Raw genomic sequence first — 20439 nt, 5'->3', positions numbered from 1 at the left:
CGCAGCGCTATCGTCCCGAAGGTGACGAGTCTTTCCGGAGACAGTGACCGAGGCGGTTCCCCGACGGAGCCCGGCCCTCTTGTGTGCGCCCGCTGCGGCACGCGGGCGGAGCAGCCGCCGCCCGTCCCGTGGACCTGCTCCGTGGAGAACGGCGTCCGGCGCTATTTCTGCGAGGCCTGCGCCCGCGAGAACCTCAGGGCGATCGAAGGGCGACTGGACTCCGCCTGGTGGTGAGGTGCGTCACAGACGGGTGCCTCAGGCCTGACGGGTGCCTCAGGCCTCCGCCACCGACCCCTCCGCATCCAAGGCTTCCAGTGCTTCCAGGACCTCCTCCGCAAGGAACCCGGGCAGCCACTCCTCCAGCTCCTCGCGCAGCCGCACCGTGGCGCCGAGCTGACACAGCACGCCGATCGTGCTGAGCGTCACCCGGTGTATCAGCAGGTAGGCCGGGGGGAGGTTGAGCTGCTTGCCCAGCTGGTGGGCGGGGGAGCGGGGGTCGGCGATCCGGGCCGCCTGGCTGCGCATCCAGCCGCGGGTGAACGTGAACTCCTCCACTCCGGCCGGCTCGATGATCGGCAGGAGGTAGTCGAGGACCGCGTCGGGATCCAGCTCGATGGTTTCCTTGACGAAACCCTCCGTGCGGAGGAGTTCGTAGACCTCCTCTGCCGCACCGTCCAGGGTCATGCGCAGGGACCGGCCGATGGGATCCGGCAGGCCGCCGGGGAGCCGGTCCACGGTTCCGAAGTCCAGGACGCCCAGCCGCCAGTCGTCCTCGCCGTCCGGTCCGCCGGGCAGAAGGCGGAAGTTGCCGGGGTGCGGGTCGGCGTGCAGCAGACCGGTGCGGGCCGGACCGGAGAACAGGAAACGTGACAGCAGCTGGCCGGCGCGGTCGCGCTGCTCAGGAGTGCCGTCGGCGATCACCTCGGACATGGGCACGCCGTCGATCCACTCGGTGACCAGTACCTGGTCGCACTGGTGGACCACCGCCGGGACCACCACGTCGGGATCGTCGCGGAACTCCTCCGCATGGGCCTGTTGGGCCTGCGCCTCCAGGCTGTAGTCGAGCTCCTCGGAGACCCGGTCCCGGAGTTCGGAGATCAGCGGTTTGACGTCCATGCCCGGGATGAGGGGGCCCAACAGGCGAGCGAAGCGGCTGAGTTGGTTCAGGTCCGACAGCAGCGCCTCACCGGCCCCGGGGTACTGGACCTTGACCGCGACCTCCCGGCCGTCGCGCCACACCGCTCGATGCACCTGACCGATCGAGGCCGCCGCGGCCGGCTTGTCGTCGAACTCCAGGAACAGCTCGCGCCAGTCTGCTCCGAGCCGGTCCGTGAGTACGGAGTGCACCGTGCGGGTCGGCATCGGCGGCGCCGCGTCCTGGAGCTTGGTGAGGGCCGCGCGGTAGGGGCCGGCGACCTCCTCGGGAAGCGCCGACTCGAAGACGGACAGGGCCTGCCCGAACTTCATCGCACCCCCCTTCAGCTCGCCCAGCACCTTGAAGAGCTGCTCGGCGGTGCGCTGCTGCAGCTCGCGGCCGACGATCTCCGCGGACTCGCCCACGATCCGCTTGCCCAGACCCCAGGTCGCCCGCCCGGCGAAGCCGAGCGGGAGCGCGGCGAGCTTGGCGGTTCGGGTAACCGCCTTCCGGGGAAGATCAGACATGCGCCCTCCAGGTCCCAGCCAGCCGCGCCGCGTCCGTCGTACGGCGTAACTCCGTCGATTGCCGTTGCTCTGCCATTGTCGCGTGCGATGGCTCATCCTCGGAGGTGTGTTCCCGCTTACCTTTCTCCGCGGCCCCGCACGGACAGTCCAAGTGGGGCCATACCGGACGCGCGTGCCATTGGAGGGTGGGTACGGCAACTTCCCAGCGGGCGCCCGCGCTCGACGGGGTCCGGCCGTCGAGAAAGGTGAGCGCGTGGGCGGCCGCCAGCCCGGCCACGGTCGTGGCCAGCGTCACATCACAGGCGTGCGCCGCGGGTTTCCTCCCGGAGTGCCACTGGGCGACCAGTCGAGGCCATGCCGGGTCCCGGTCGGTGCGCGCCTGCTGCAGGCACCCGGCGCAGCCCGTCTCACCCGGCAGAACGAGCGGCCCGACAACGCCCGTTCCCTCCACGACCCCCGTATAGAGGTGCGGTGTCCCGGAAGCGATGAGGGGCTCCGCCGCCGAGGGATCGGGCGCGTGCACGGACACGTCGTCCCGTGGGGCGAAGATCACCAGGGAAAAGCCGGGGGTGTCCGGCTCGGCTGGTGACCTTGTGCTTCTGCGGGGCGGGCGGTCCGGGGCGGCCCGGCGCACGGCGCGGCGGGCCGCCTCGTCCCGACGCTCGCCGACCGCCTCGGCGGGCAGGCCGCCCGGCGCGACGTCCTCCGGCTCCACCCGGCCGCCGTCACGCACGTCCACCTCGCCGATCCCCGCACCCGACAGCAGCGCTGCCAGTACCACGCCGACCCGGCCCGCTCCGCGTACCTGGACCCGCAGCCGGCGTCGGGCGGTCAGCTGCTCGATCGCGTCTCCCGGATCGGAGGTGATGAGGGACAGCGCGGCCAGGTCGGGGCGCAGCCGGTCCAGGACCGCCGTCTTCTCCCGCAGGGCCGCGGCTTCCGGCCCGCCGCCGCGCGCGTCGTCGAGCAGCCCCGCCCGCGCCAACCGCTCCACGAGCCGGTCGACATGCCCGTCGGGCAGGTCCATGCGGCGGCCCTCCTCGCGCAGCAGTGCGAGCCCGCGGGTGCCGTCCAGCAGGTCGAGGAAACTGCCCGTCGCCGTGTCCACCGGGCCGAGCGTCAGTGCGTGCGCCGGAGTCATTCCGAACTGCACCGTGTTGAGGTCACGCCAGCCGCGCCGCAGCGCGGGCTTCACCATCGGATGCATCAAAGGCCCCCGTATCCCAGGAAACTCCCCGTCACGTCGGCGGAACGAGGGGCGTGGGGTCGATCTCGCTCCGCCGACGAGTGCCAGCATGCCCGGACCCGTCCGAGCGCGCCGAAAGTTGTCCACAGGCAGGGACGTTCATCGTACAAATCCGTCGTATGAGGCAAACGCGGTGGGAGAGATCGGAACCGAACCGCCCCGGAGTCGGGACTTCCCCCGTGTGCAGCGGGTAACGTCGGGGCGTGCCCGCCGACCCACTGCACCGCGCCGGAACGCCACAGCGGAAGCCGACGAGCCAACCGCCGAGCGGCTCCGGGGTGAGCGCGATCGAGGTCCGCAGGAGTCCCCGTCGACGTCGGACGGTCTCCGCGTACCGCGAGGGCGATCGCACCATCGTGCTCATCCCCGCCCGGATGTCTGAGGCCGAGGAACAACGCTGGGTGAGCGTCATGCTCGACAAGCTCGCCGCCCAGGAGAGCCGGCGGGTGCCCGGCGACGCCGAGTTGACCGAGCGCGCCGAGCGGCTGTCGGCCCAGTGCTTCGACGGCCGGGCCCGGCCCACCTCGGTGCGTTGGGTGACCAACCAGAACACCCGCTGGGGCTCGTGCACCCCGGCCGAGGGCAGCATCCGCCTGTCGCACCGCCTCAAGGGCATGCCCGAGTACGTCATCGACTACGTCCTCGCCCACGAGCTCGCGCATCTGCTCGTACCCGGCCACGGCCCCGACTTCTGGCGACTGCTGGAGGCGTACCCGCGCACCGAGCGCGCCCGTGGCTACCTGGAGGGCGTCGTCGCGGCCGAACGGCTGCCCCACCTGCCCGGCGCACGCGACGAGTGACCTGCACCGCGCGCAGCGAACGCGTCCGATACCACGTGACGCGGGTTGTGTACCGGGTCTGTACCGACATCGTGCGTTGTCGGACTTTGCCGTTAGCCTGACGCGACGCACTCGCAATCGGGATGGGGGACGGTCGTTACGCATGCCCAGGGAATTCCAACGCGGCCACAAGGCCAGGATCAGTGACCTCACCGCGGGCACCGATCTGTACGTAGGCGTGCAGATCGCCGGTCCCGGTCTGACCTTCGACATCAGCTGCTTCGGCCTCGACGCCGACGAACGGCTCTCGGACGACCGGTACTTCGTCTTCTTCAACCAGCCGAAGTCTCCCGAGGAGTCCATCCAGCTCCTGGGCGCCCAGGCCGGCGACACGGAATCCTTCCGCATCACGCTGGACCGGATCCCGCCGCAGATCCAGAAGCTGTCCTTCACGGCGACCCTCGACGGCGCCGGACAGATGTCACAGATCGGCCCCGGCTACCTCCGCATCGTCGCAGGCGGCGAGGAAGTGGCCCGCTACGCGTTCAACGGCTCGGAGTTCACCACCGAGCGTGCCGTGATGCTGGGCGACTTCTATCTGAAGGACGTGTGGCGGTTCGCGGCCGTCGGACAGGGCTTCGACGGCGGACTGGAGGCGCTGCTGAAGAACTTCGGCGGCGAGGTCGCCGAGGAGGAGGCCCCCGCCGCCCCGCAGCAGCCGCAGGCCGCTGCCGCCGCGCCGGGCTTCGCCCCGCCCGCCTTCGGCGCACCCGCAGCCCCCGCCCCCGCCCCGGCACCCGTCCCGCAGCCCGCCGCCCAGGGCTTCGCGCCGCCGCCCGGCGCGTCCTCGCCGCACGCCCCGGCGCCCGCGCCCTCGATGCACGCCGCGCCGACCATCGTCGCGCCCATGACCCCGCCCGGCGGCGGCCAGGTCCCGCCCCCCGCTCCGGCCCCCGCGCCCTACGGACAGCCGCCCCAGCAGCAGCCGTACGGTCAGCCCGCCGCGCCGGCCGCGCCCATGCCGCCCGGCTACGGCCAGCAGCCCCACGCCCCGCAGGCCCCGCCCGGCTACGGCCAGCCGACCCCACCGCCCGGCTACGGCCAACAGCCGCCGTTCGGGCAGGTCCCGGGCCAGCAGGGGGCGTACGGCGTCCCGCAGGGCGCGCCCCAGGGCGGCGCCGGTGTGACCGCCGCGCTCCAGCAGTTCAAGGAGACGCCCACCGGACAGCGCTGGACGCAGCAGAACAAGAAGCTGATCCGCGTCGACCTCGGCGTCGGCGGCCAACCCGTGCTCGCCCGGCAGGGCAGCATGGTCCTCTACCAGGGCAAGGTCGACTTCAGCTACAAGGGCGCCGGGTTCGCCGGCCGGATCGTGGGCAACGCGACCGGCCAGGAACTGCAGCTGATGCGCTGCACCGGCCAGGGTCAGGTCTTCCTCGCCGAGAACTCCACCCACCTCCACCCCGTCGAACTCCAGGGCGACGCCCTCTGCGTCTCGGCGGAGAACGTCCTCGCCTTCGACGAAAGCCTCCAGTACGAGGTCCGCCGCATCGAGGGCCACGGCATCCCCGGGGGCGCGCTGTTCACCATGCAGTTCCAGGGCACCGGCACGATCGTCGTGAAGACGCACGGCACGCCCGTCGTCCTGCCGGTCACGCCCACCACGTTCGCCGACTGCAACGCCGTCGTCGCCTGGTCGGCCGCCTCCCAGGTGGTCGTCTCCAGCCAGGTGCGGATGCGCCGCAACGCCTATCCCGGCGACACCGGCGAGAGCGTGAATCTCCAGTTCCGGGGCGCTCCCGGCAACTTCATCGTCGTCCAGCCGTACGAGGTCTGAGGGAGCCCGTCATGAACCAGCCGCTCGCGGGCTACGCCCCCGCACCCGTCACCGCGCGCATGGAGAACCACGGCAACCACATGCTGAAGGTCGCCATGCAGACCGGGAACGACCTCTTCGCGCGCGTGGGCTCGATGGTCGCCTACGAGGGCTTCGTCCAGTACGAGCCCAACCCGCCGGCCGTGCGCCAGATCGCACGCGACTGGATGACCGGCGAGGGCGCGCCTCTGATGAAGTGCACCGGTGACGGTCTGCTCTACCTCGCCGACTACGGGGCGAACGTCGTCGTCATCAACCTCAACGGCGACGGCATCTCCGTCAACGCCACCAATCTGCTCGCCTTCGACGCACACCTCACCTGGGGCGTCGAACGCGTCAAGGGGCTTGCGAAGTTCGCCGGACAGGGCCTGTGGAACACCAAGATCTCCGGGCAGGGCTGGGTCGCACTGACCTCCCGGGGCGAGCCGATCGTCGTCGACTGCGGAGGCGGCGAGGACGAGACGTACGTCGACCCCGACGCGCTCGTCGCCTGGTCGCCGAACCTCAAGGTGAAGGGCAAGCGCAGCTTCAAGGCGCAGTCGCTCATCGGCCGGGGCAGCGGCGAGGCCTACCAGATGGCCTTCTCCGGCCAGGGCATCGTCGTCGTCCAGCCCAGCGAGGACAGCACGGACCGCCTTCGGGTCCGGGGCTGAGGGGGAGCCAGAAACGCCATGCAGAGCCCACTTTTCGCGCACAACGACTCGCAGACCCAGGAACGCTGGAGTCTGCAGAACAAGCAGATGCTCCGCGTCACCCTGGAGGGCCACGACGACATCCTCGCCCGCAAGGGCACGATGGTCGCCTACCAGGGCCTGATGGAGTTCGACGCCGAGTACCAGAGCAACCAGCAGGGACGCGCGCGTGCGTACACCGGCGAGGGCCTGGACCTCATGCGCTGCCACGGGCAGGGCACGGTCTACCTCGCCAACCTCGCCCAGCACATCCACCTGATGGATGTGGAGCAGGACGGGCTGACCGTCGACGGCAGCTATGTGCTGGCCATGGACTCCTCGCTGCACTACGACGTCATCGCCGTGGACAGCCAGTACGGCATCTCCGGGTCCGGGAAGTACCAGCTCAACATCACCGGCCGCGGCCGGGTCGCCCTGATGACCTCGGGCGCGCCCCTGATGATGCAGGTCACGCCCGACAAGTACGTCAACTGCGATGCCGACGCGATCGTCGCCTGGTCGACCGGGCTGCGGGTGCAGATGCAGGCCCAGACGCACTCCTCCGGGGTGTGGCGCCGGCGTGGCAACACCGGTGAGGGCTGGGAGCTCAGCTTCATGGGCACCGGCTACGCGCTCGTCCAGCCCAGCGAGCTGCTGCCGCCGCAGAACGCGGCGATCGGCTCCGGTCTGGCCGCCCAGTACGGCATGGGACAGCAGGGGGCGCGCGGTCAGAACCAGGGCAACGTCTGGAGCTGAGCGCTCCGCCGGTAGCGCCGCGATGGGCCCGTCGATCGGCCGCGGGCCCGTCGTGGCCGCCGCGCAGTTCCCCGCGCCCCTTTGGGGCGCTGCCGAACCGTCCGGAAAGCAAACGTAAGGGGCGGCCACCCGGAAGGTCGCCCCTTACCCGTGCCGGCTCACAGCCGTGCGAGGGTGGCTTCCAGCAGTCGGACGACCGACTCGTCGGCGACCTCGGCCACCTCGGCGTAGGGGAACCAGCGCAGGTCGATCGACTCGTCGCTGATGGCCTCCACGGCCCCCGCCGGAGCGAGCGCCGCGTACTGGACGTCGAAGTGCCAGGCGCACGGCGTGAGATGCCGGTCCAGGCGCACTGGGCCGCCGGGCAGCAGAGCCAGCCCAGCGACGCCCGACTCCTCGGTGCCCTCCCGCAGGGCCGCGGCTGCCAGCGTCGCGTCGACCGGCTCGCAGTGGCCGCCCATCTGCAGCCACTTGCGCAGCTTCTTGTGGAGCGTGAGCAGCACCCGCCCGTGCTCCGGGTCGATCACCAGCGCGCTCGCCGTGATGTGCCCGTCCCCGCAGGCCTTCCACATGCCGTCCGGATGCGTCCCGAGATGGTCCAGGTAGGTCTGGCGCAGCTCTTCCTGGCCCTCGTACTCCTTCAGGACGAGGGCCGCGTCGTCGTACAGGCTCACTCGGTGTCGTCACCCTTGGAGTCGTGTCCGGAGTCGTGCTCGCCGTCGTCCTTCTTCAGGTTCGGCTTCTCGCCCGGGCCGCCGCTCGCCGCCTCGCCGAGCATCTTGTCCCACTCGGAGAAGTCCATGTGCTCGCGGTGCACGAAGCCGTCCGGGTCGTCCAGGTCGGAGGCCGTGGGCAGCATGTCAGGGTGGGCCCACAGGGCGTCCCGGCCGTCCACCCCGCGCGCGTCCGTCAGCGAGGCCCACAGACGGGAGGCGTCCCGCAGGCGGCGCGGGCGCAGCTCCAGACCGATCAGCGTCGCGAACGTCTGTTCCGCGGGACCGCCCGTCGCGCGCCGGCGGCGCAGCGTCTCACGCAGGGCGTCGGCGGACGTCAGGCGCGGCTTGGCGGCGGCGTGCACCACCGCGTCCACCCAGCCCTCGACGAGCGCCAGGGCCGTCTCCAGACGGGCCAGGGCGGCCTTCTGCTCCGGGGTGTCCTCCGGCTGGAACATGCCCTGCTGCAGCGCCTCCTGCAACTGCTCGGGGTTCTGCGGGTCGAACTGACCGACCACGTCCTCCAGCTTGGCCGTGTCGACCTTGATCCCGCGCGCGTAGCCCTCGACCGCGCCGAACAGGTGCGAGCGCAGCCACGGCACGTGCGCGAACAGACGCTGGTGGGCGGCCTCACGCAGCGCGAGGTACAGCCGCACCTCGTCCTTCGCCACGCCCAGGTCCTTGCCGAACGCCTCGATGTTCACCGGCAGCAGCGCGGCACGCCCGGCCGGGCCGAGCGGCAGACCGATGTCGGTCGAACCGACGACCTCGCCCGCGAGGACGCCCACGGCCTGCCCGATCTGCGAACCGAACATCGCGCCGCCCATGGAGCGCATCATGCCGATCAGCGGGCCGGCCATGGCCTGCATCTCCTCCGGCAGGACATCGCCCATGGCCGCGCCGACGCGCTCGGCGACCGGGTCGACGAGCTCCTTCCACGCGGGCAGGGTCGCCTCGACCCACTCCGCGCGCGACCACGCCACCGCCGAGGCCGCGCCGGACGGCAGGGACGTCGCGTCGTCCAGCCACAGATCGGCCAGACGGACGGCCTCCTGGACCGCGGTGCGCTCGGAGGGGCCGACGCTCGCGTCCTTCACACCGTCGGAGGTGCCCTGGGAGACCGTCTGGCGGGCGATCTGCTTGGCCATGTCCCAGTTCACCGGGCCGCCCTCGTAGGAGAGCATCTGGCCCAGCTGCTGGAACGCGGCCCCCAGGTCGTTGGGGTTCAGTGAGCCGAACATCGCGGCGAGCGGATTGTCGGCGCCCGGACCGCCCGGGCCGCCGAAGCCTCCGGCGCCGGGCAACCCGCCGAAACCGAACGGGTTGGCCGGTCCCTGACCACCGCCGCTCTGCGAGTCCTTCTTCTTGCCCTCGTCGCCGTCTTCCGGCTCCTCCGGCGGAAGGCCGAATCCGAATGGGGTGTCACTCACGGGGTTCCTCGGCTGGTAAGGCCACCGGTTTCTCGGCCGGCGGCGACTGCCCTGCAACACCACCCAGCGTAGACACCCCGGCTCGATCGGGCCTCGGTGCTTCGCCGACTCCTTGCCTGCGGCAGGATGGATGCCACTGGTACGTACGCGTCACTCGCGCCCGTATGCCAAGACAACCGCTGGAGACACCTGGTGAGTTCCCCAGATCCGCAGGTTCGCGCAGCGCGAAACCGATCGACCCCGGGCGGTGCGCGCGGACCCGTAGTCGCCGTGACCGGCGCCGCGACCGGGGTCGGCGCGCTGCTCACCGAGCGGCTCGCCGCGTCCGAGGAGGTCAAGCAGGTCGTCGCCATCGACGAGCGGCGAGGCGAGTGCGACGCGGCACAGTGGCACATCCTCGACGTCCGCGACCCTGCGATCGCCGAAAAGCTCCGCGGAGCGGACGTGGTGGTCCACCTCGCGCTCGACCTCGACCTGGGGAGTGACGCCGCCGCCCGGACGGCCTACAACGTGCGCGGTACGCAGACCGTGCTGACGGCCGCCGCGGCGGCCGGGGTGCATCGCGTCGTGCTGTGCACCTCCGCGATGGTCTACGGAGCGCTGGAGGACAACGAGCTGCCGCTCTCGGAGGACGCGGAGCTGCGGGCGACGGCCGAGGCCACCGGCGTCGGCGACCTCCTGGAAATCGAACGGCTCGCCCGGCGTGCGCCCCGGGCGCATCCGGGGCTCAACGTGACCGTGGTGCGTCCCGCGGTGCTCGTCGGAGGCACCGACACGGCGCTGACGCGGTACTTCGAGTCGCCGCGGCTGCTGGTCGTCGCCGGGTCGCGGCCGGCCTGGCAGTTCTGCCACGTCGAGGACCTGGTGGGCGCTCTGGAGTACGCCGTCCTGGAGAAGGTCGACGGCGAACTGGCCGTGGGCTGTGACGGGTGGCTGGAGCAGGAGGAGGTCGAGGAGCTCAGCGGGATCCGGCGGATGGAGCTCCCGTCCGCGGTCGCGCTGGGCGCCGCGGCCCGGCTGCACCGGATCGGGCTGACGCCGTCTCCGGCGGGCGACCTGGCGTACACGATGTACCCCTGGGTGGTGAGCGGGAGCCGGCTGCACGACGCGGGGTGGCGGCCGCAGTGGACCAACGAGGAGGTGCTCGCGGAGCTGCTGGAGGAGGTGTCCGGGCGGCACACGGTCGTCGGGCGGCGGCTGGGGCGCAAGGACGCGACGGCTGCGGGGGCCGCGGGGGCGACGGTCGCTCTGCTGGGTGCGGCCGCCGTGGTGCGGCGGGCCCGGAAGGCCCGGCGGCGGTGAGCGCGGGGGGCGGGCGGGCCGTTGTTCGCCCCCGCCGCCCTTACCCGTCCCGGCCCCCGGGGGCTCTGCCGCCCCCGGACCCCCGCTGCGGACGGGCGGAGAGTCGTAGGACGCTCCGAAGGGGCACGCGTGTGTGCCCGGCGATCTCGCTGTTTCGCCTGCTTCCCGCGGTGCGGCACGATGGGGGTATGGCAGCCATCGACGACCATCCCGGCGAGCAGACAGCGCAGGATCCCATCAAGCTGATCGCCGTTCGTGACACCGCGCTCTCCCTGGACGAGGTCTTCAGGGCCGTCGGGGACGACGCGGCCGGTGGGACGGCCCTGTTCGTGGGCACCGTGCGCAACCACGACGGGGGCGTCGACGTCGACGCGCTCGGGTACTCGTGCCATCCCAGCGCCGAGGCGGAGATACGGCGCGTCGCGGAGAAGGTCGTCGCCGAGTACCCGGTGCGGGCGCTGGCCGCAGTGCACCGGATCGGGGACCTCCGCGTCGGTGATCTCGCCGTCGTCGTCGCCGTGTCGTGTCCGCACCGCGGGGAGGCCTTCGAGGCCTGCCGGAAGCTGATCGACGACCTCAAGCACGAGGTGCCCATCTGGAAGCACCAGAAGTTCTCGGACGGTACCGAGGAGTGGGTGGGGGCCTGCTGAGCCCCGCCACGGTTTGCGACCGCGACCGTCCAGTTGCGTAACCGGCCCCCTGCCGTGAGCGTTGTCAGTGCGGATGGTTAATCTGCTGATCAGTCAGTTGTGGTGGCACATCGGGGTTGGGAGGTCCGCATGGCTGCGCTCGCCTGGTTGCTGATTCCGCTTGTCGCCGCGATCGGCGCCGGCCTGTGGGGAAGCTGGGCCAACCGGACCCGGAAGGCCCGCAGCGACGGCCCTGAACTGGACGGATACGCCCGCTTCCGCGCGGCCATGGAGAAGCCCCACTCGCGTACGTGACCCGGGTGGCAGCCCTGACGGTGCGCTGACAGACGCGTCACGTACTGTCGAGGCATGCCACGCCGCACCGCGACGATGCTCGCCTCCACCCTGATGCTGATCGCGCTTCTGTGCGCGGGCGTACTCATCCCCGTGCCGTACGCGGAGATGTCCCCGGGGCCGACGGTGAACACGCTCGGCGATCACGGCGGCGAGCCGGTACTGCAGATCGCCGGGCGCAAGACGTACGCGACCAGCGGCCACCTGAACATGACCACGGTGCGGGTCACCAGCGCCGACTACCGCATGAACCTCGTCGAGGCCGTCTACGGCTGGCTCGCGCACGACAACAAGGTCGTGCCGCACGACACGCTGTACCCGGACGGCAAGACCGAGGAGCAGTCGACCCAGGAGAACGCCGAGGAGTTCAGCCAGTCCCAGGAGAGCGCCAAGGTCGCCGCCCTGAAGGAGCTGAACATCCCGGTGACGTCCTGGGTGATCGTCTCCACCGTCGTGAAGGGCTCCCCGGCGGAGGGCAGACTGCACGCCGGTGACGTGATCAAGGCAGTGGACGGCACCGCGGTGAAGGAGCCCGGTGACGTCGCGAAGCTGGTCACCAAGCACAAGCCGGGGGAGAAGGTCGTCTTCCGGATCGTCCCGGCGAAGGAGCAGGCGGCCGCCGAGAAGGCGAACAGGGCGGCGACCAAGACCCAGGACGTCACCATCACCACCGCGACCTCCGACGACACCGGCACGAAGCGGGCCATCGTCGGGATCTCGGCCGGGACCGACCACACCTTCCCGTTCACCATCGACATCAAGCTCGCCGACGTCGGCGGGCCCAGCGCCGGTCTGATGTTCGCGCTCGGCATCTACGACAAGCTCACCCCCGGCAGCCTCACCGGCGGCAAGTTCGTCGCCGGCACCGGGACCATCGACGACGCCGGCAAGGTCGGCCCGATCGGCGGCATCGAGATGAAGACCGTCGGCGCGCGCAGTCAGGGCGCCCAGTACTTCCTGACGCCCGCGGAGAACTGCGCGGCCGCCGCCAAGGACACCCCCTCGGGGCTCAGGCTCGTCAAGGTGAACACCATCGACGACGCTCTCACCGCCCTGAAGGACATCCGCGGCGGCGACACCGCCGACCTGCCCAAGTGCACGACGAAGTAGGCGAAGTGGCCGGGTAGGCCGACCGACGCGCGGGCTACTCCGCGAACGTCGCCGACAGCGCCTCCGCCAGGCCCGGCACCAGGCCCGCGCCCGTGAGGACCTCCGTCGGGGCGTCCTTCTCGCGCAGGCGCAGGGCCGAGTCACGGGTGCCGTCGCGCAGGACGCCGACCGTCATCCGGACCTCATGGCGGTCGGGGTGCTCCGCGACCCACTTCGTGAGCTTCGCGTCGCTCAGGCCCTTCGGGACCTGCGCCTCGGCGGACGGGGGCAGCATCAGACGCTCCACGGTGAGGGCACAGCCGACGACCGCGTCGGGCCACGCGATCGTGGCGAGGAACTCGTCGAGCGGCTTGTCCGTTGGCACTTCGTCCTGCTCGATCGGGGTGAGACCGGTGGTCTCGGGCTCGTCCTGGAGGCCGAGCTGGGCGGCGAGCGACGGTTCCTGGGCTCGCAGCCGAGCGGTGTCTACGAGGGCGAAAAGGCGGGCGGGCTGGTCCCAGCCGAGGCCGGAGGCGTACTCGTCGATCTCGAGTACGGCCCGGGTGAGCGGGCTCGCCGCCATGGGAGTGTTGGACATGGTCACAATCCTCTCTCGTTCCTGGCCGGAATCGGGAACCGAGTAAACGGTGAGTAAGTTGCATAGGTGTGGGCCCGCGATCACGGGGGGCCACGAACGGTCCACGAACACGCGGGCCTGACGGATCAACTGCGACTTTCGAGGTGCGCACCTTGGCTTTCCAGATGCCGGACCGCGGCGGAGGCCCCACGGGGCCGCGGATCAGAGTGGGCCGCCCGTCCCGGCGCGTCCGGACGCTGCTCATGACACTCGGCGTCCTTGCCGTCCTCGGCATGGCGTTCACCATGTTCGCCGGGTTCTGGACGGACTGGCTCTGGTACCGCTCGGTGCACTACTCGTCGGTGTTCACGACCACGCTCTGGACCAAGATCGGGCTGTTCTTCGTCTTCGGCCTGCTGATGGCCCTCGCGGTCGGCTTCAACATCTGGCTGGCCCACCGGATGCGGCCGCCGCTGAGCGCGATGTCGGTCGAGCAGCAGAGTCTCGACCGCTACCGCATGGGCATCGCGCCGTACAAGACGTGGCTGCTGCTGGGCATCACCGCCCTGGTCGGCCTCATCGCCGGCGCCTCCGCGGCGGGTCAGTGGCGGACCTGGCTGATGTGGGTCAACGGGGTGTCCTTCGGCCAGAAGGACCCGCAGTTCCACCTCGACGTCTCGTTCTTCGCCTTCGACCTGCCCTGGTACCGGTTCCTGCTCGGCTTCGGCTTCGCCGCCACGATCCTCTCCCTGATCGCCGCCGCGCTCACCCACTACCTCTACGGCGGGCTGCGCGTCACCAGCCCGGGCGCGCGCGCCACCGCCGCGGCCACCGGCCACCTGTCGGTGCTGCTGGGCGTCTTCGTCGCGCTGAAGGCCGTCGCGTACTGGCTCGACCGGTACGGCCTGGCGGTGAAGTCCAGCGACTTCAAGGCCACGGACAACTGGACGGGCCTGCGCTACGTCGACGCCAACGCCTACCTTCCGGCCAAGACGATCCTGTTCTGCATCGCCGTCATCTGCGCGCTGCTGTTCTTCGCCACCCTGTGGCGGCGCACCTGGCAGCTGCCCGTGATCGGCTTCGGCCTGATGGTCCTCTCGGCGATCCTCATCGGCGGGCTGTACCCGGCGATCGTCCAGAAGTTCCAGGTCCAGCCGAACGAGCAGGCCAAGGAAGCCCCGTACGTCGAGAAGAACCTCAAGGCGACGCGCGAGGCGTACGGCATCGACGGCGCTCAGGTCACCGAGTACTCGGGTACGAGCACCACCAAGGACAAGACGACGCTGCGCGACGACGCCGACGCCGCCGCCAGCATTCGCGTCCTGGACCCGAACATCGTCTCCCCGACGTACCAGCAGCTCCAGCAGATGCGGAAGTACTACGCGTTCCCGACCAACCTGGACGTGGACCGCTACAACGTGAAGGGGTCCGACGAGGACACCGTCATCGGTCTGCGCGAGCTGAACCTCGCGGGCGTCGACAAGCAGAACTGGATCAACAACCACTTCCGCTACACCCACGGTTACGGCGTGGTCGCCGCCAAGGGCACCACCTCCGACGCCGAGGGCCGCCCGGTCTTCACCGAGTCCAACCTGCCCTCCGAGGGCGAGCTCGGCACCTACGAGCAGCGGGTGTACTACGGGGAGAAGACGACCACGTACTCGATCGTCGGCGGTCCCCAGAAGGAGATCGACTACTCCGACGACGCGGGTGAGAAGACCACCAGTTACACCGGCAAGAGCGGGGTCAACCTCTCCAACCCGGTCAACCGGGCCGCGTACGCGGTGGCGTTCGGCGAGCCGCAGATCCTGTACTCCGGCGCCATCGGCGAGGGTTCGCGGATCCTGTACAACCGCACGCCGAAGGAGCGCGTCGAGGCGGTCGCCCCATGGCTGACCATCGACGGCGACGCCTACCCGGCGGTGGTGAACCACAAGATCCAGTGGATCGTCGACGCGTACACCACGACCAACGGATACCCGTACGCCTCCCGTACGACCCTCGGCGACACGACGGCCGACTCGCTGACCGCGACCAACGACAACCGCGCGGTGGTGGCCCAGCAGAACCAGGTCAACTACATCCGCAACTCGGTGAAGGCGACCGTCGACGCGTACACCGGCGAGGTCAAGCTCTACCAGTGGGACACCGAGGACCCGGTCCTGAAGACCTGGATGAAGGCGTTCCCCGGCACGGTGAAGTCCAAGTCGTCCATCTCGGCCGACCTGATGGCCCATCTCCGGTACCCGCAGGACCTGTTCAAGGTCCAGCGCGAACTGCTCAGCCGCTACCACGTGAAGGACGCGACGACGTTCCTCAGCGGCAGCGAGGTGTGGCAGGTTCCGGACGACCCGAGCAACAAGTCGGGCGACGCGGTGCCGCCGTACTACCTGAGCATGAAGATGCCCGACCAGAAGTCGCAGGCGTTCTCGCTGACGACGACGTTCACGCCCAACGGCCGGGACAACCTCAGCGCGTTCATGGCGGTCGACTCCGAGGCGGGCACGCCCGACTACGGCAAGATCAGAGTCCTGAAACTGCCGACGAGCACGACGGTCGACGGACCCAAACAGGTCCAGAGCCAGTTCAACTCCGAACAGGACATCGCCGAGTCCATCAGACTCCTGAAGGGCGGCGACTCCGACATCGAGTACGGCAACCTGCTCACGGTGCCCCTGGACGGCGGCCTGTTGTACGTGGAGCCGGTCTACGTGCGCGGTGGCGGGCTCAAGTACCCGCTGCTGAAGAAGGTGTTGGTGACCTACGGCGGCAACACCGCCTTCGAGGACACCCTGGACGAGGCCCTCAACAAGGTGTTCGGCGCGGAGAGTGCGACCCCGCCGCCGACGGACGAGGGCACCGGCACCACCCCACCGCCGACGTCGAGCAACCCGACGGTCCGGGAGGCGCTGGCCGACGCCCAGAAGGCGTTCCAGGCCGGCCAGGAAGCGCTGAAGAAGCCCGACTGGGACGCGTACGCCAAGGCGCAGAAGGATCTTGAGGCCGCGCTGAAGCGGGCCGAGGACGCGCAGGCGGAGGCCGACAAGGGCGCCAAGGCGAGCGGCAGCCCGAGTCCGAAGGCTTCGGCGAGCCCGAGCGGCGGGTCGGGCAGCGGGGCCGGCAGCGGCTCCGGGAGTAAGGCCAGTCCGAGCCCGAGTCCCAGTCCAACCAGCGGCTGATCATGTTCGCCCCGCGTCGTGGTACGGTTGTGGAACACGACGCGGGGTGGAGCAGCTCGGTAGCTCGCTGGGCTCATAACCCAGAGGTCGCAGGTTCAAATCCTGTCCCCGCTACTGAAAACGAAGGCCCGGATCCGGAAACGGATCCGGGCCTTCGTGGTGTGCGAACGCATGTGCCGGGGAGAGTGATGGCCGCGCCGCTGTGGGGAGTTGGGCGATCTGTGTTTGACTTGTCTCTCTGTGGGCATGTCGACAAAACGCTGAAGTGACCTTACGGGCCGCGGTATACCAGGTGTACCCGGGTTGCAGGTGGTGCGACGATGGACGTTATGGGGGACAAGGCAACTCTGTTCGAGACAGGGCGATTTGTGCAGCCTTCCGGTGAGGAAGCGACCCCGGACGAGAGCCGGGACGAGACGGCGGACGCCGTCGAGACGGGGGAGGCCGTCGAGGAGATGCGCCTGCGGCTCGCGGCGAAAGCCGGCGACGCCGAGGCCATGAGCGTCCTCGGGGCCATGCTGCTGCGCCGTGGCGACCTCGACGGAGCCGAGCCCCATCTGCGTACCGCCACCGCGGAGGGCGACCGGGCCGCCGCCAACAACCTGGGTGTCCTCCTCCACCAGCGCGGCTACCCCGACGAGGCCGCCGGCTGGTGGCGGGTCGCCGCCGTCGCCGGCTCCGCCGCGGCCGCGCACGCCCTGGGCCGCCACCGTCGTGAGTGCGGGGACGAGCCGGCCGCCGAGTACTGGCTGCGCCAGTCCGCCGAGCAGGGCCATGCGCTGGGCGCCTACGCCCTCGCCGACCTGCTGGAACACCGTGGGGACCCCGGCGCCGAGCAGTGGATGCGGGCCGCCGCCGAGCGCGGCCACCGGGAAGCCGCGTACCGGCTGGCCCGCGCCCTTGATCACCGGGACCACGAGGAGCGCGAGGACCCCAAGGAGCACAGCGTGCGGGCGGACGCCGAGCAGTGGTACCGCCAGGCTGCCGCGCGCGGGCACCGGCGGGCCGCGCTGCACCTCGGGACGATCCTGGAGAAGCGGGGCGAGCTGAAGGAGGCCGGGCGCTGGTATCTGACGTCCGCCAAGGACGGCGAGGCGCGGGCCGCCTGCGCGCTCGGGTTCCTGCTGCGCGACGCCGGCGACACCGAGAACGCCGCCATCTGGTGGCTGCGCGCCGCCCAGGACGGCGACGGCAACGCGGCGAACGCCCTGGGCGCGCTGCACGCCGAGCGCGGCCAGACCCAGACCGCCGAACGCTGGTACCGGGCCGCGATGGACGCCGGGGACGACAACGGCGCCTACAACCTCGCCCTGCTCTGCGCCGAGCAGGGCCGCACCGCGCAGGCCGAGCAGTGGTACCGGCGCGCCGCCTACGCCGGGCACCGGGAGGCGGCCAACGCGCTCGCCATCCTGCTGCTCCAGGTCGGCGACACCGCCGGGGCCGAGCCATGGTTCTCCAAGGCGGCGGAGGCCGGCAGCGTCGACGCCGCCTTCAACCTCGGGATCCTCTTCGCCGGGCGCGGCGAGGAGAGCGTCGCGCTGCGCTGGTACGAGCGGGCGGCGGCCGCCGGGCACACCGAGGCGGCGCTGCAGGTCGGCATCGCGCGACTGCGGGACGGCGACGAGCAGGAAGCCGAACGGCATCTGCGGTGCGCCGCCGGCGGGGGCAGCGCGGAGGCCGCGTACCGGCTGGCGGCCGTGCTCGACGCGCGGCGGCCGCAGCAGCCGGCGCACGAGCTCGGGGAGATCGTGCACGAGAAGACCGAGTGCGAGGAGTGGTACGAGCGGGCCGCGACGCAGGGACACCGGCGGGCGCAGGTGCGGGTCGGCATGCTGGCCGCCGCCCGCGGTGACGTGGTGGAGGCGGCCCGGTGGTACCGCACGGCCGCCGAGGCCGGGTCGCGCAACGGGGCCTTCAACCTCGGGCTGCTGCTCGCGCGGGAGGGGAGTGAGCCCGAGGCCGCCGTGTGGTGGACGCGGGCGGCCGACGCCGGGCATGGGCGGGCGGCGTTGCGGCTCGCCCTGGTCTACGCGCGTCGCGGTGAGCTGGCCGAAGGGCAGCGGTGGGCGGACCGGGCGGTGTCGCTCGGGCCGGGGGAGGTGGCCGAGCGGGCGGCACGGCTGCGGGACGCGCTGCGGGAAGAGCTGTCTGCGTGACGCTGCGCTGTGCGGGGGCGGTGCCTTGTGCTGGGCCGGTGTGAGCGGAACCCGGTGCGGTCCCGTGCCCTGGGGTCGTCGCCCCCAGACCCCCGCCGTCGGCCCTGAAGGGGCCTCGTCCTCAAACGCCGGACGGGCTGGAAGGGCCGGCCGGCCTGTGAAAAGTAGGTGCGGGTGGGGGTCCGGCTTATTGATTTGCCTTTGTGGGTTGGCTTCACGTAACGTTGCATTCATCGACGCGGGGTGGAGCAGCTCGGTAGCTCGCTGGGCTCATAACCCAGAGGTCGCAGGTTCAAATCCTGTCCCCGCTACTGAAGGCCGAGGGCCGGAATCCGAAAGGGTTCCGGCCCTCAGTCGTGTGCGTGGCCCACGGCCTCCTCGTACGGTCTGCGGTCCACCGTTCTCGACTCGGGGAGAACGGGCGTGGAGCGGATCTCCCAGTCCATGCGGAGTGCAGGGGTGGATCTGAGCCAGGCAGAGTCGACGCCGCCGCCATGCCGCTGCGGCGCCTTCTCCATGGGGTACGCGATCACCGAGCCTTGCCGATCATCGTGCCGAGCCGTCGGTCGGACATCTTGACGTCCGCCGCCGTCTCGCCGTCCTTCAGCCGCACCCACAGGCCGCTCTTGGAGTGGGAGGAAGGGGAGAAGCTTCCCGCCACCCAGCGGATGTCGAAGGCCAGCAGTGGCAGGGCCTCGGGGGTGGGCAGCATCTTGAGGGTGACGTCCAGGCTCTCCCGTTCGAACTCGCCCTTGTCGGGCGCGACCTGTAGCGGGGCCGGGGCCCTGTACTTCGCGCTCAGCGTGCCGGTGCTCGGGCGCGGCAGGCCCGCCGCGATGCGCAGCAAGGTGGACTTGCCGCAGCCCGAGGGGCCGACGACGCAGGTGAACTCGCGGGGGGCGACGGTCAGTTCGAGAGGGCCGAGGGCGTCCACCGCGCCGGGGTCCGGGCCGAAGGTTCGGGTCGGATCTAGTGCGCTGCGTTTGGGGAACCCGTCGCGTCGAACCCCGCGAACGCGAGAGGGTGCGCGGGAGGGTGTTACGCCGCGGCGCAGGCCGGGCAGATGCCGCGGTACGTCACCTCGACGTCCGAGACCCTGAACCCGAAGCGTTCCGAGTCGGGGAGGTCGGCCAGCGGGTTGCCGCTCGGGTGCACGTCCTTGATCGCGCCGCACTGGGCGCACACCAGGTGGTGGTGTGGGCGGTGTGCGTTCGGGTCGTAGCGCTTGGCTCGTTTGTCGGTGGCGACCTCGAGCACCTCGCCGAGGGAGACCAGCTCGCCGAGTGTGTTGTAGACGGTCGCCCGGGAGATCTCGGGCAACCGGACGACGGCCCTGGCGTGCACTTCCTCGGCGGTCAGGTGGACGTGTTCGCCATCGAGCACCTCGGCCACGACGCGCCGCTGCGCGGTCATACGCCATCCGCGCCCGCGCAGCCGTTCCAGAAGGTCACTCATGATTCCAGCCTAGCAGCCAGCCGGACCAGGTCCCGAATGGGTGTGACTTTAGAGCTCATCCTGAATTGGACTGAGTCTAGATTGCTCCAGAATTGGCTCCAGGGTTGGATCCAGAGCCGCTCTCGTGGCTGGGCGGGCGGTGGGTGGCCGGGTGCTCGGGGTGTGCTCAGGCCGGTACCTGCTGGCGGGCGGGCGCCCAGCAGCGGATGATGTCGCGGACCGAGACGATGCCGGCCGGGCCGTCGCGGTCGAGGACGATCAGATGGCGGAAGCCGCCGTGGGTCATGGCCCGGGCCGCCTCCTCCAGGGTCCAGGTCGGGGCGGCGAAGACGACGTCGTTGGTGGTGTGGGCGTCGGTGCGTTCGGCGTCCGGATCCTGCCCCAGGCCGACGGAGTTGAGGATGTCCCGTTCGGTGAGGATGCCGATGCCGCCGGCGTCCGGGTCCAGGACGATGGCCGCGCCGACGCGACGGGCGGACATCAGGGCGGCGGCCTGACGGAGTGTGTGTGCGGGGCCGATGGTGAGGACCACCGTGCTCATGGCGTCGCGGACGAGCATGGGTTC

19 protein-coding genes, 2 tRNA genes and 1 pseudogene are annotated in these 20439 nt (G+C 70.9%); 13 read left to right on the top strand and 9 right to left on the bottom strand.

From position 1 onward, the window contains the following. Nucleotides 1–21 precede the first annotated feature (21 nt). Entirely contained in the window at nucleotides 22–234 is a 213-nt protein-coding gene (locus tag ACZ5SK_RS31040) for a hypothetical protein (RefSeq protein WP_468576740.1), read from the top strand. 39 nt (nucleotides 235–273) lie between these two features. Here ACZ5SK_RS31040 and ACZ5SK_RS31035 read toward each other — a convergent pair whose 3' ends face one another. Together ACZ5SK_RS31035 and ACZ5SK_RS31030 are read right to left on the bottom strand one after the other, a co-directional pair. Beyond that, the gene (locus tag ACZ5SK_RS31035) at nucleotides 274–1662 is read right to left on the bottom strand and encodes an ABC1 kinase family protein (RefSeq protein ID WP_361701414.1); all 1389 of its coding nucleotides are present in this window, start codon (nucleotides 1660–1662) and stop codon (nucleotides 274–276) included. Then, nucleotides 1655–2869: a TOMM precursor leader peptide-binding protein gene (locus ACZ5SK_RS31030; protein WP_468157608.1), complete on the bottom strand. Its 1215-nt coding sequence runs from the start codon at nucleotides 2867–2869 to the stop codon at nucleotides 1655–1657. The genes ACZ5SK_RS31035 and ACZ5SK_RS31030 overlap by 8 nt, the downstream gene beginning before the upstream one ends. A gap of 242 nt (nucleotides 2870–3111) precedes the next feature. Here ACZ5SK_RS31030 and ACZ5SK_RS31025 point away from each other — a divergent pair, with 242 nt between their 5' ends. From ACZ5SK_RS31025 to ACZ5SK_RS31010, 4 genes are all read left to right on the top strand, one after another. After that, nucleotides 3112–3708: a M48 metallopeptidase family protein gene (locus tag ACZ5SK_RS31025; protein WP_361701417.1), complete on the top strand. Its 597-nt coding sequence runs from the start codon at nucleotides 3112–3114 to the stop codon at nucleotides 3706–3708. A 142-nt stretch (nucleotides 3709–3850) separates the two neighbouring features. Continuing rightward, on the top strand, nucleotides 3851–5524 hold the full coding sequence (locus ACZ5SK_RS31020) for a TerD family protein (RefSeq protein WP_334577385.1): 1674 nt from the start codon (nucleotides 3851–3853) through the stop codon (nucleotides 5522–5524). 11 nt (nucleotides 5525–5535) lie between these two features. Continuing rightward, entirely contained in the window at nucleotides 5536–6216 is a 681-nt protein-coding gene (locus ACZ5SK_RS31015; RefSeq protein ID WP_334577384.1) for an AIM24 family protein, read from the top strand. Between the two features lie 18 nt (nucleotides 6217–6234). Then, complete coding sequence (locus tag ACZ5SK_RS31010) at nucleotides 6235–6990, top strand: AIM24 family protein (protein WP_319677092.1); 756 nt, start codon at nucleotides 6235–6237, stop codon at nucleotides 6988–6990. A 158-nt stretch (nucleotides 6991–7148) separates the two neighbouring features. Here ACZ5SK_RS31010 and ACZ5SK_RS31005 read toward each other — a convergent pair whose 3' ends face one another. Together ACZ5SK_RS31005 and ACZ5SK_RS31000 are read right to left on the bottom strand one after the other, a co-directional pair. Further along, entirely contained in the window at nucleotides 7149–7664 is a 516-nt protein-coding gene (locus tag ACZ5SK_RS31005) for an NUDIX hydrolase (protein WP_468416146.1), read from the bottom strand. After that, nucleotides 7661–9133, bottom strand: coding sequence for a zinc-dependent metalloprotease (locus ACZ5SK_RS31000; protein ID WP_334577382.1), 1473 nt, complete (start codon nucleotides 9131–9133; stop codon nucleotides 7661–7663). The genes ACZ5SK_RS31005 and ACZ5SK_RS31000 overlap by 4 nt, the downstream gene beginning before the upstream one ends. 192 nt (nucleotides 9134–9325) lie before the next feature. On the opposite strand from ACZ5SK_RS31000, the gene ACZ5SK_RS30995 reads away from it, so the two are divergent. From ACZ5SK_RS30995 to ACZ5SK_RS30980, 4 genes are all read left to right on the top strand, one after another. Then, nucleotides 9326–10435, top strand: coding sequence for an SDR family oxidoreductase (locus ACZ5SK_RS30995; protein WP_079659791.1), 1110 nt, complete (start codon nucleotides 9326–9328; stop codon nucleotides 10433–10435). A 188-nt stretch (nucleotides 10436–10623) separates the two neighbouring features. Continuing rightward, a complete protein-coding gene (locus ACZ5SK_RS30990; protein WP_334577381.1) occupies nucleotides 10624–11085 on the top strand; it encodes a molybdenum cofactor biosynthesis protein MoaE in 462 nt (153 codons plus the stop codon). 129 nt (nucleotides 11086–11214) lie between these two features. Further along, complete coding sequence (locus ACZ5SK_RS30985; RefSeq protein ID WP_173877681.1) at nucleotides 11215–11379, top strand: hypothetical protein; 165 nt, start codon at nucleotides 11215–11217, stop codon at nucleotides 11377–11379. 54 nt (nucleotides 11380–11433) lie between these two features. After that, the gene (locus ACZ5SK_RS30980; protein WP_334577380.1) at nucleotides 11434–12528 is read left to right on the top strand and encodes a YlbL family protein; all 1095 of its coding nucleotides are present in this window, start codon (nucleotides 11434–11436) and stop codon (nucleotides 12526–12528) included. Nucleotides 12529–12562: 34 nt separating this feature from the next. Here the strand turns inward: ACZ5SK_RS30980 and ACZ5SK_RS30975 are convergent, their stop codons facing one another. After that, complete coding sequence (locus tag ACZ5SK_RS30975) at nucleotides 12563–13105, bottom strand: PPA1309 family protein (RefSeq protein ID WP_269460214.1); 543 nt, start codon at nucleotides 13103–13105, stop codon at nucleotides 12563–12565. A 164-nt stretch (nucleotides 13106–13269) separates the two neighbouring features. On the opposite strand from ACZ5SK_RS30975, the gene ACZ5SK_RS30970 reads away from it, so the two are divergent. The 4 genes from ACZ5SK_RS30970 to ACZ5SK_RS30955 all read left to right on the top strand — a co-directional run bounded on the left by ACZ5SK_RS30970 (nucleotide 13270) and on the right by ACZ5SK_RS30955 (nucleotide 18730). Beyond that, complete coding sequence (locus ACZ5SK_RS30970) at nucleotides 13270–16263, top strand: UPF0182 family membrane protein (RefSeq protein WP_334581176.1); 2994 nt, start codon at nucleotides 13270–13272, stop codon at nucleotides 16261–16263. Nucleotides 16264–16303: 40 nt separating this feature from the next. Next, nucleotides 16304–16377 (top strand) — tRNA-Met (locus tag ACZ5SK_RS30965). A gap of 206 nt (nucleotides 16378–16583) precedes the next feature. After that, nucleotides 16584–18419, top strand: coding sequence for a tetratricopeptide repeat protein (locus tag ACZ5SK_RS30960; RefSeq protein ID WP_361701422.1), 1836 nt, complete (start codon nucleotides 16584–16586; stop codon nucleotides 18417–18419). A gap of 237 nt (nucleotides 18420–18656) precedes the next feature. Continuing rightward, a tRNA-Met gene (locus tag ACZ5SK_RS30955) sits at nucleotides 18657–18730 on the top strand. A 39-nt stretch (nucleotides 18731–18769) separates the two neighbouring features. Here ACZ5SK_RS30955 and ACZ5SK_RS30950 read toward each other — a convergent pair. The 4 genes and pseudogenes from ACZ5SK_RS30950 to ACZ5SK_RS30935 all read right to left on the bottom strand — a co-directional run bounded on the left by ACZ5SK_RS30950 (nucleotide 18770) and on the right by ACZ5SK_RS30935 (nucleotide 20433). Then, nucleotides 18770–18937, bottom strand: a complete 168-nt coding sequence (locus ACZ5SK_RS30950) for a hypothetical protein (RefSeq protein ID WP_334577378.1) — start codon at nucleotides 18935–18937, stop codon at nucleotides 18770–18772. A gap of 277 nt (nucleotides 18938–19214) precedes the next feature. Continuing rightward, nucleotides 19215–19473: pseudogene (locus tag ACZ5SK_RS30945) on the bottom strand (ATP-binding cassette domain-containing protein); the annotation flags it as partial. Then, nucleotides 19458–19874, bottom strand: coding sequence for a Fur family transcriptional regulator (locus ACZ5SK_RS30940; RefSeq protein ID WP_334577377.1), 417 nt, complete (start codon nucleotides 19872–19874; stop codon nucleotides 19458–19460). The gene ACZ5SK_RS30940 and the pseudogene ACZ5SK_RS30945, both read right to left, overlap by 16 nt. 166 nt (nucleotides 19875–20040) lie before the next feature. Then, on the bottom strand, nucleotides 20041–20433 hold the full coding sequence (locus tag ACZ5SK_RS30935) for a CBS domain-containing protein (protein ID WP_334577376.1): 393 nt from the start codon (nucleotides 20431–20433) through the stop codon (nucleotides 20041–20043). Nucleotides 20434–20439 lie beyond the last annotated feature (6 nt).

It is taken from the genome of Streptomyces sp. NPDC031474 (genome assembly GCF_055581185.1).
This window is presented reverse-complemented; position numbering and strand designations above follow the sequence as displayed.

Coding starts and splice junctions, on each gene's coding strand:
- ACZ5SK_RS31035 (WP_361701414.1), bottom strand. CDS start 1,662: ATGTCTGATCTTCCCCGGAAGGCGGTTACCCGAACCGCCAAGCTCGCC.
- ACZ5SK_RS31030 (WP_468157608.1), bottom strand. CDS start 2,869: ATGCATCCGATGGTGAAGCCCGCGCTGCGGCGCGGCTGGCGTGACCTC.
- ACZ5SK_RS31020 (WP_334577385.1), top strand. CDS start 3,851: ATGCCCAGGGAATTCCAACGCGGCCACAAGGCCAGGATCAGTGACCTC.
- ACZ5SK_RS31015 (WP_334577384.1), top strand. CDS start 5,536: ATGAACCAGCCGCTCGCGGGCTACGCCCCCGCACCCGTCACCGCGCGC.
- ACZ5SK_RS31010 (WP_319677092.1), top strand. CDS start 6,235: ATGCAGAGCCCACTTTTCGCGCACAACGACTCGCAGACCCAGGAACGC.
- ACZ5SK_RS30990 (WP_334577381.1), top strand. CDS start 10,624: ATGGCAGCCATCGACGACCATCCCGGCGAGCAGACAGCGCAGGATCCC.
- ACZ5SK_RS30985 (WP_173877681.1), top strand. CDS start 11,215: ATGGCTGCGCTCGCCTGGTTGCTGATTCCGCTTGTCGCCGCGATCGGC.
- ACZ5SK_RS30980 (WP_334577380.1), top strand. CDS start 11,434: ATGCCACGCCGCACCGCGACGATGCTCGCCTCCACCCTGATGCTGATC.
- ACZ5SK_RS30975 (WP_269460214.1), bottom strand. CDS start 13,105: ATGTCCAACACTCCCATGGCGGCGAGCCCGCTCACCCGGGCCGTACTC.
- ACZ5SK_RS30970 (WP_334581176.1), top strand. CDS start 13,270: ATGCCGGACCGCGGCGGAGGCCCCACGGGGCCGCGGATCAGAGTGGGC.
- ACZ5SK_RS30960 (WP_361701422.1), top strand. CDS start 16,584: ATGGACGTTATGGGGGACAAGGCAACTCTGTTCGAGACAGGGCGATTT.
- ACZ5SK_RS30950 (WP_334577378.1), bottom strand. CDS start 18,937: ATGGAGAAGGCGCCGCAGCGGCATGGCGGCGGCGTCGACTCTGCCTGG.
- ACZ5SK_RS30940 (WP_334577377.1), bottom strand. CDS start 19,874: ATGAGTGACCTTCTGGAACGGCTGCGCGGGCGCGGATGGCGTATGACC.
- ACZ5SK_RS30935 (WP_334577376.1), bottom strand. CDS start 20,433: ATGCTCGTCCGCGACGCCATGAGCACGGTGGTCCTCACCATCGGCCCC.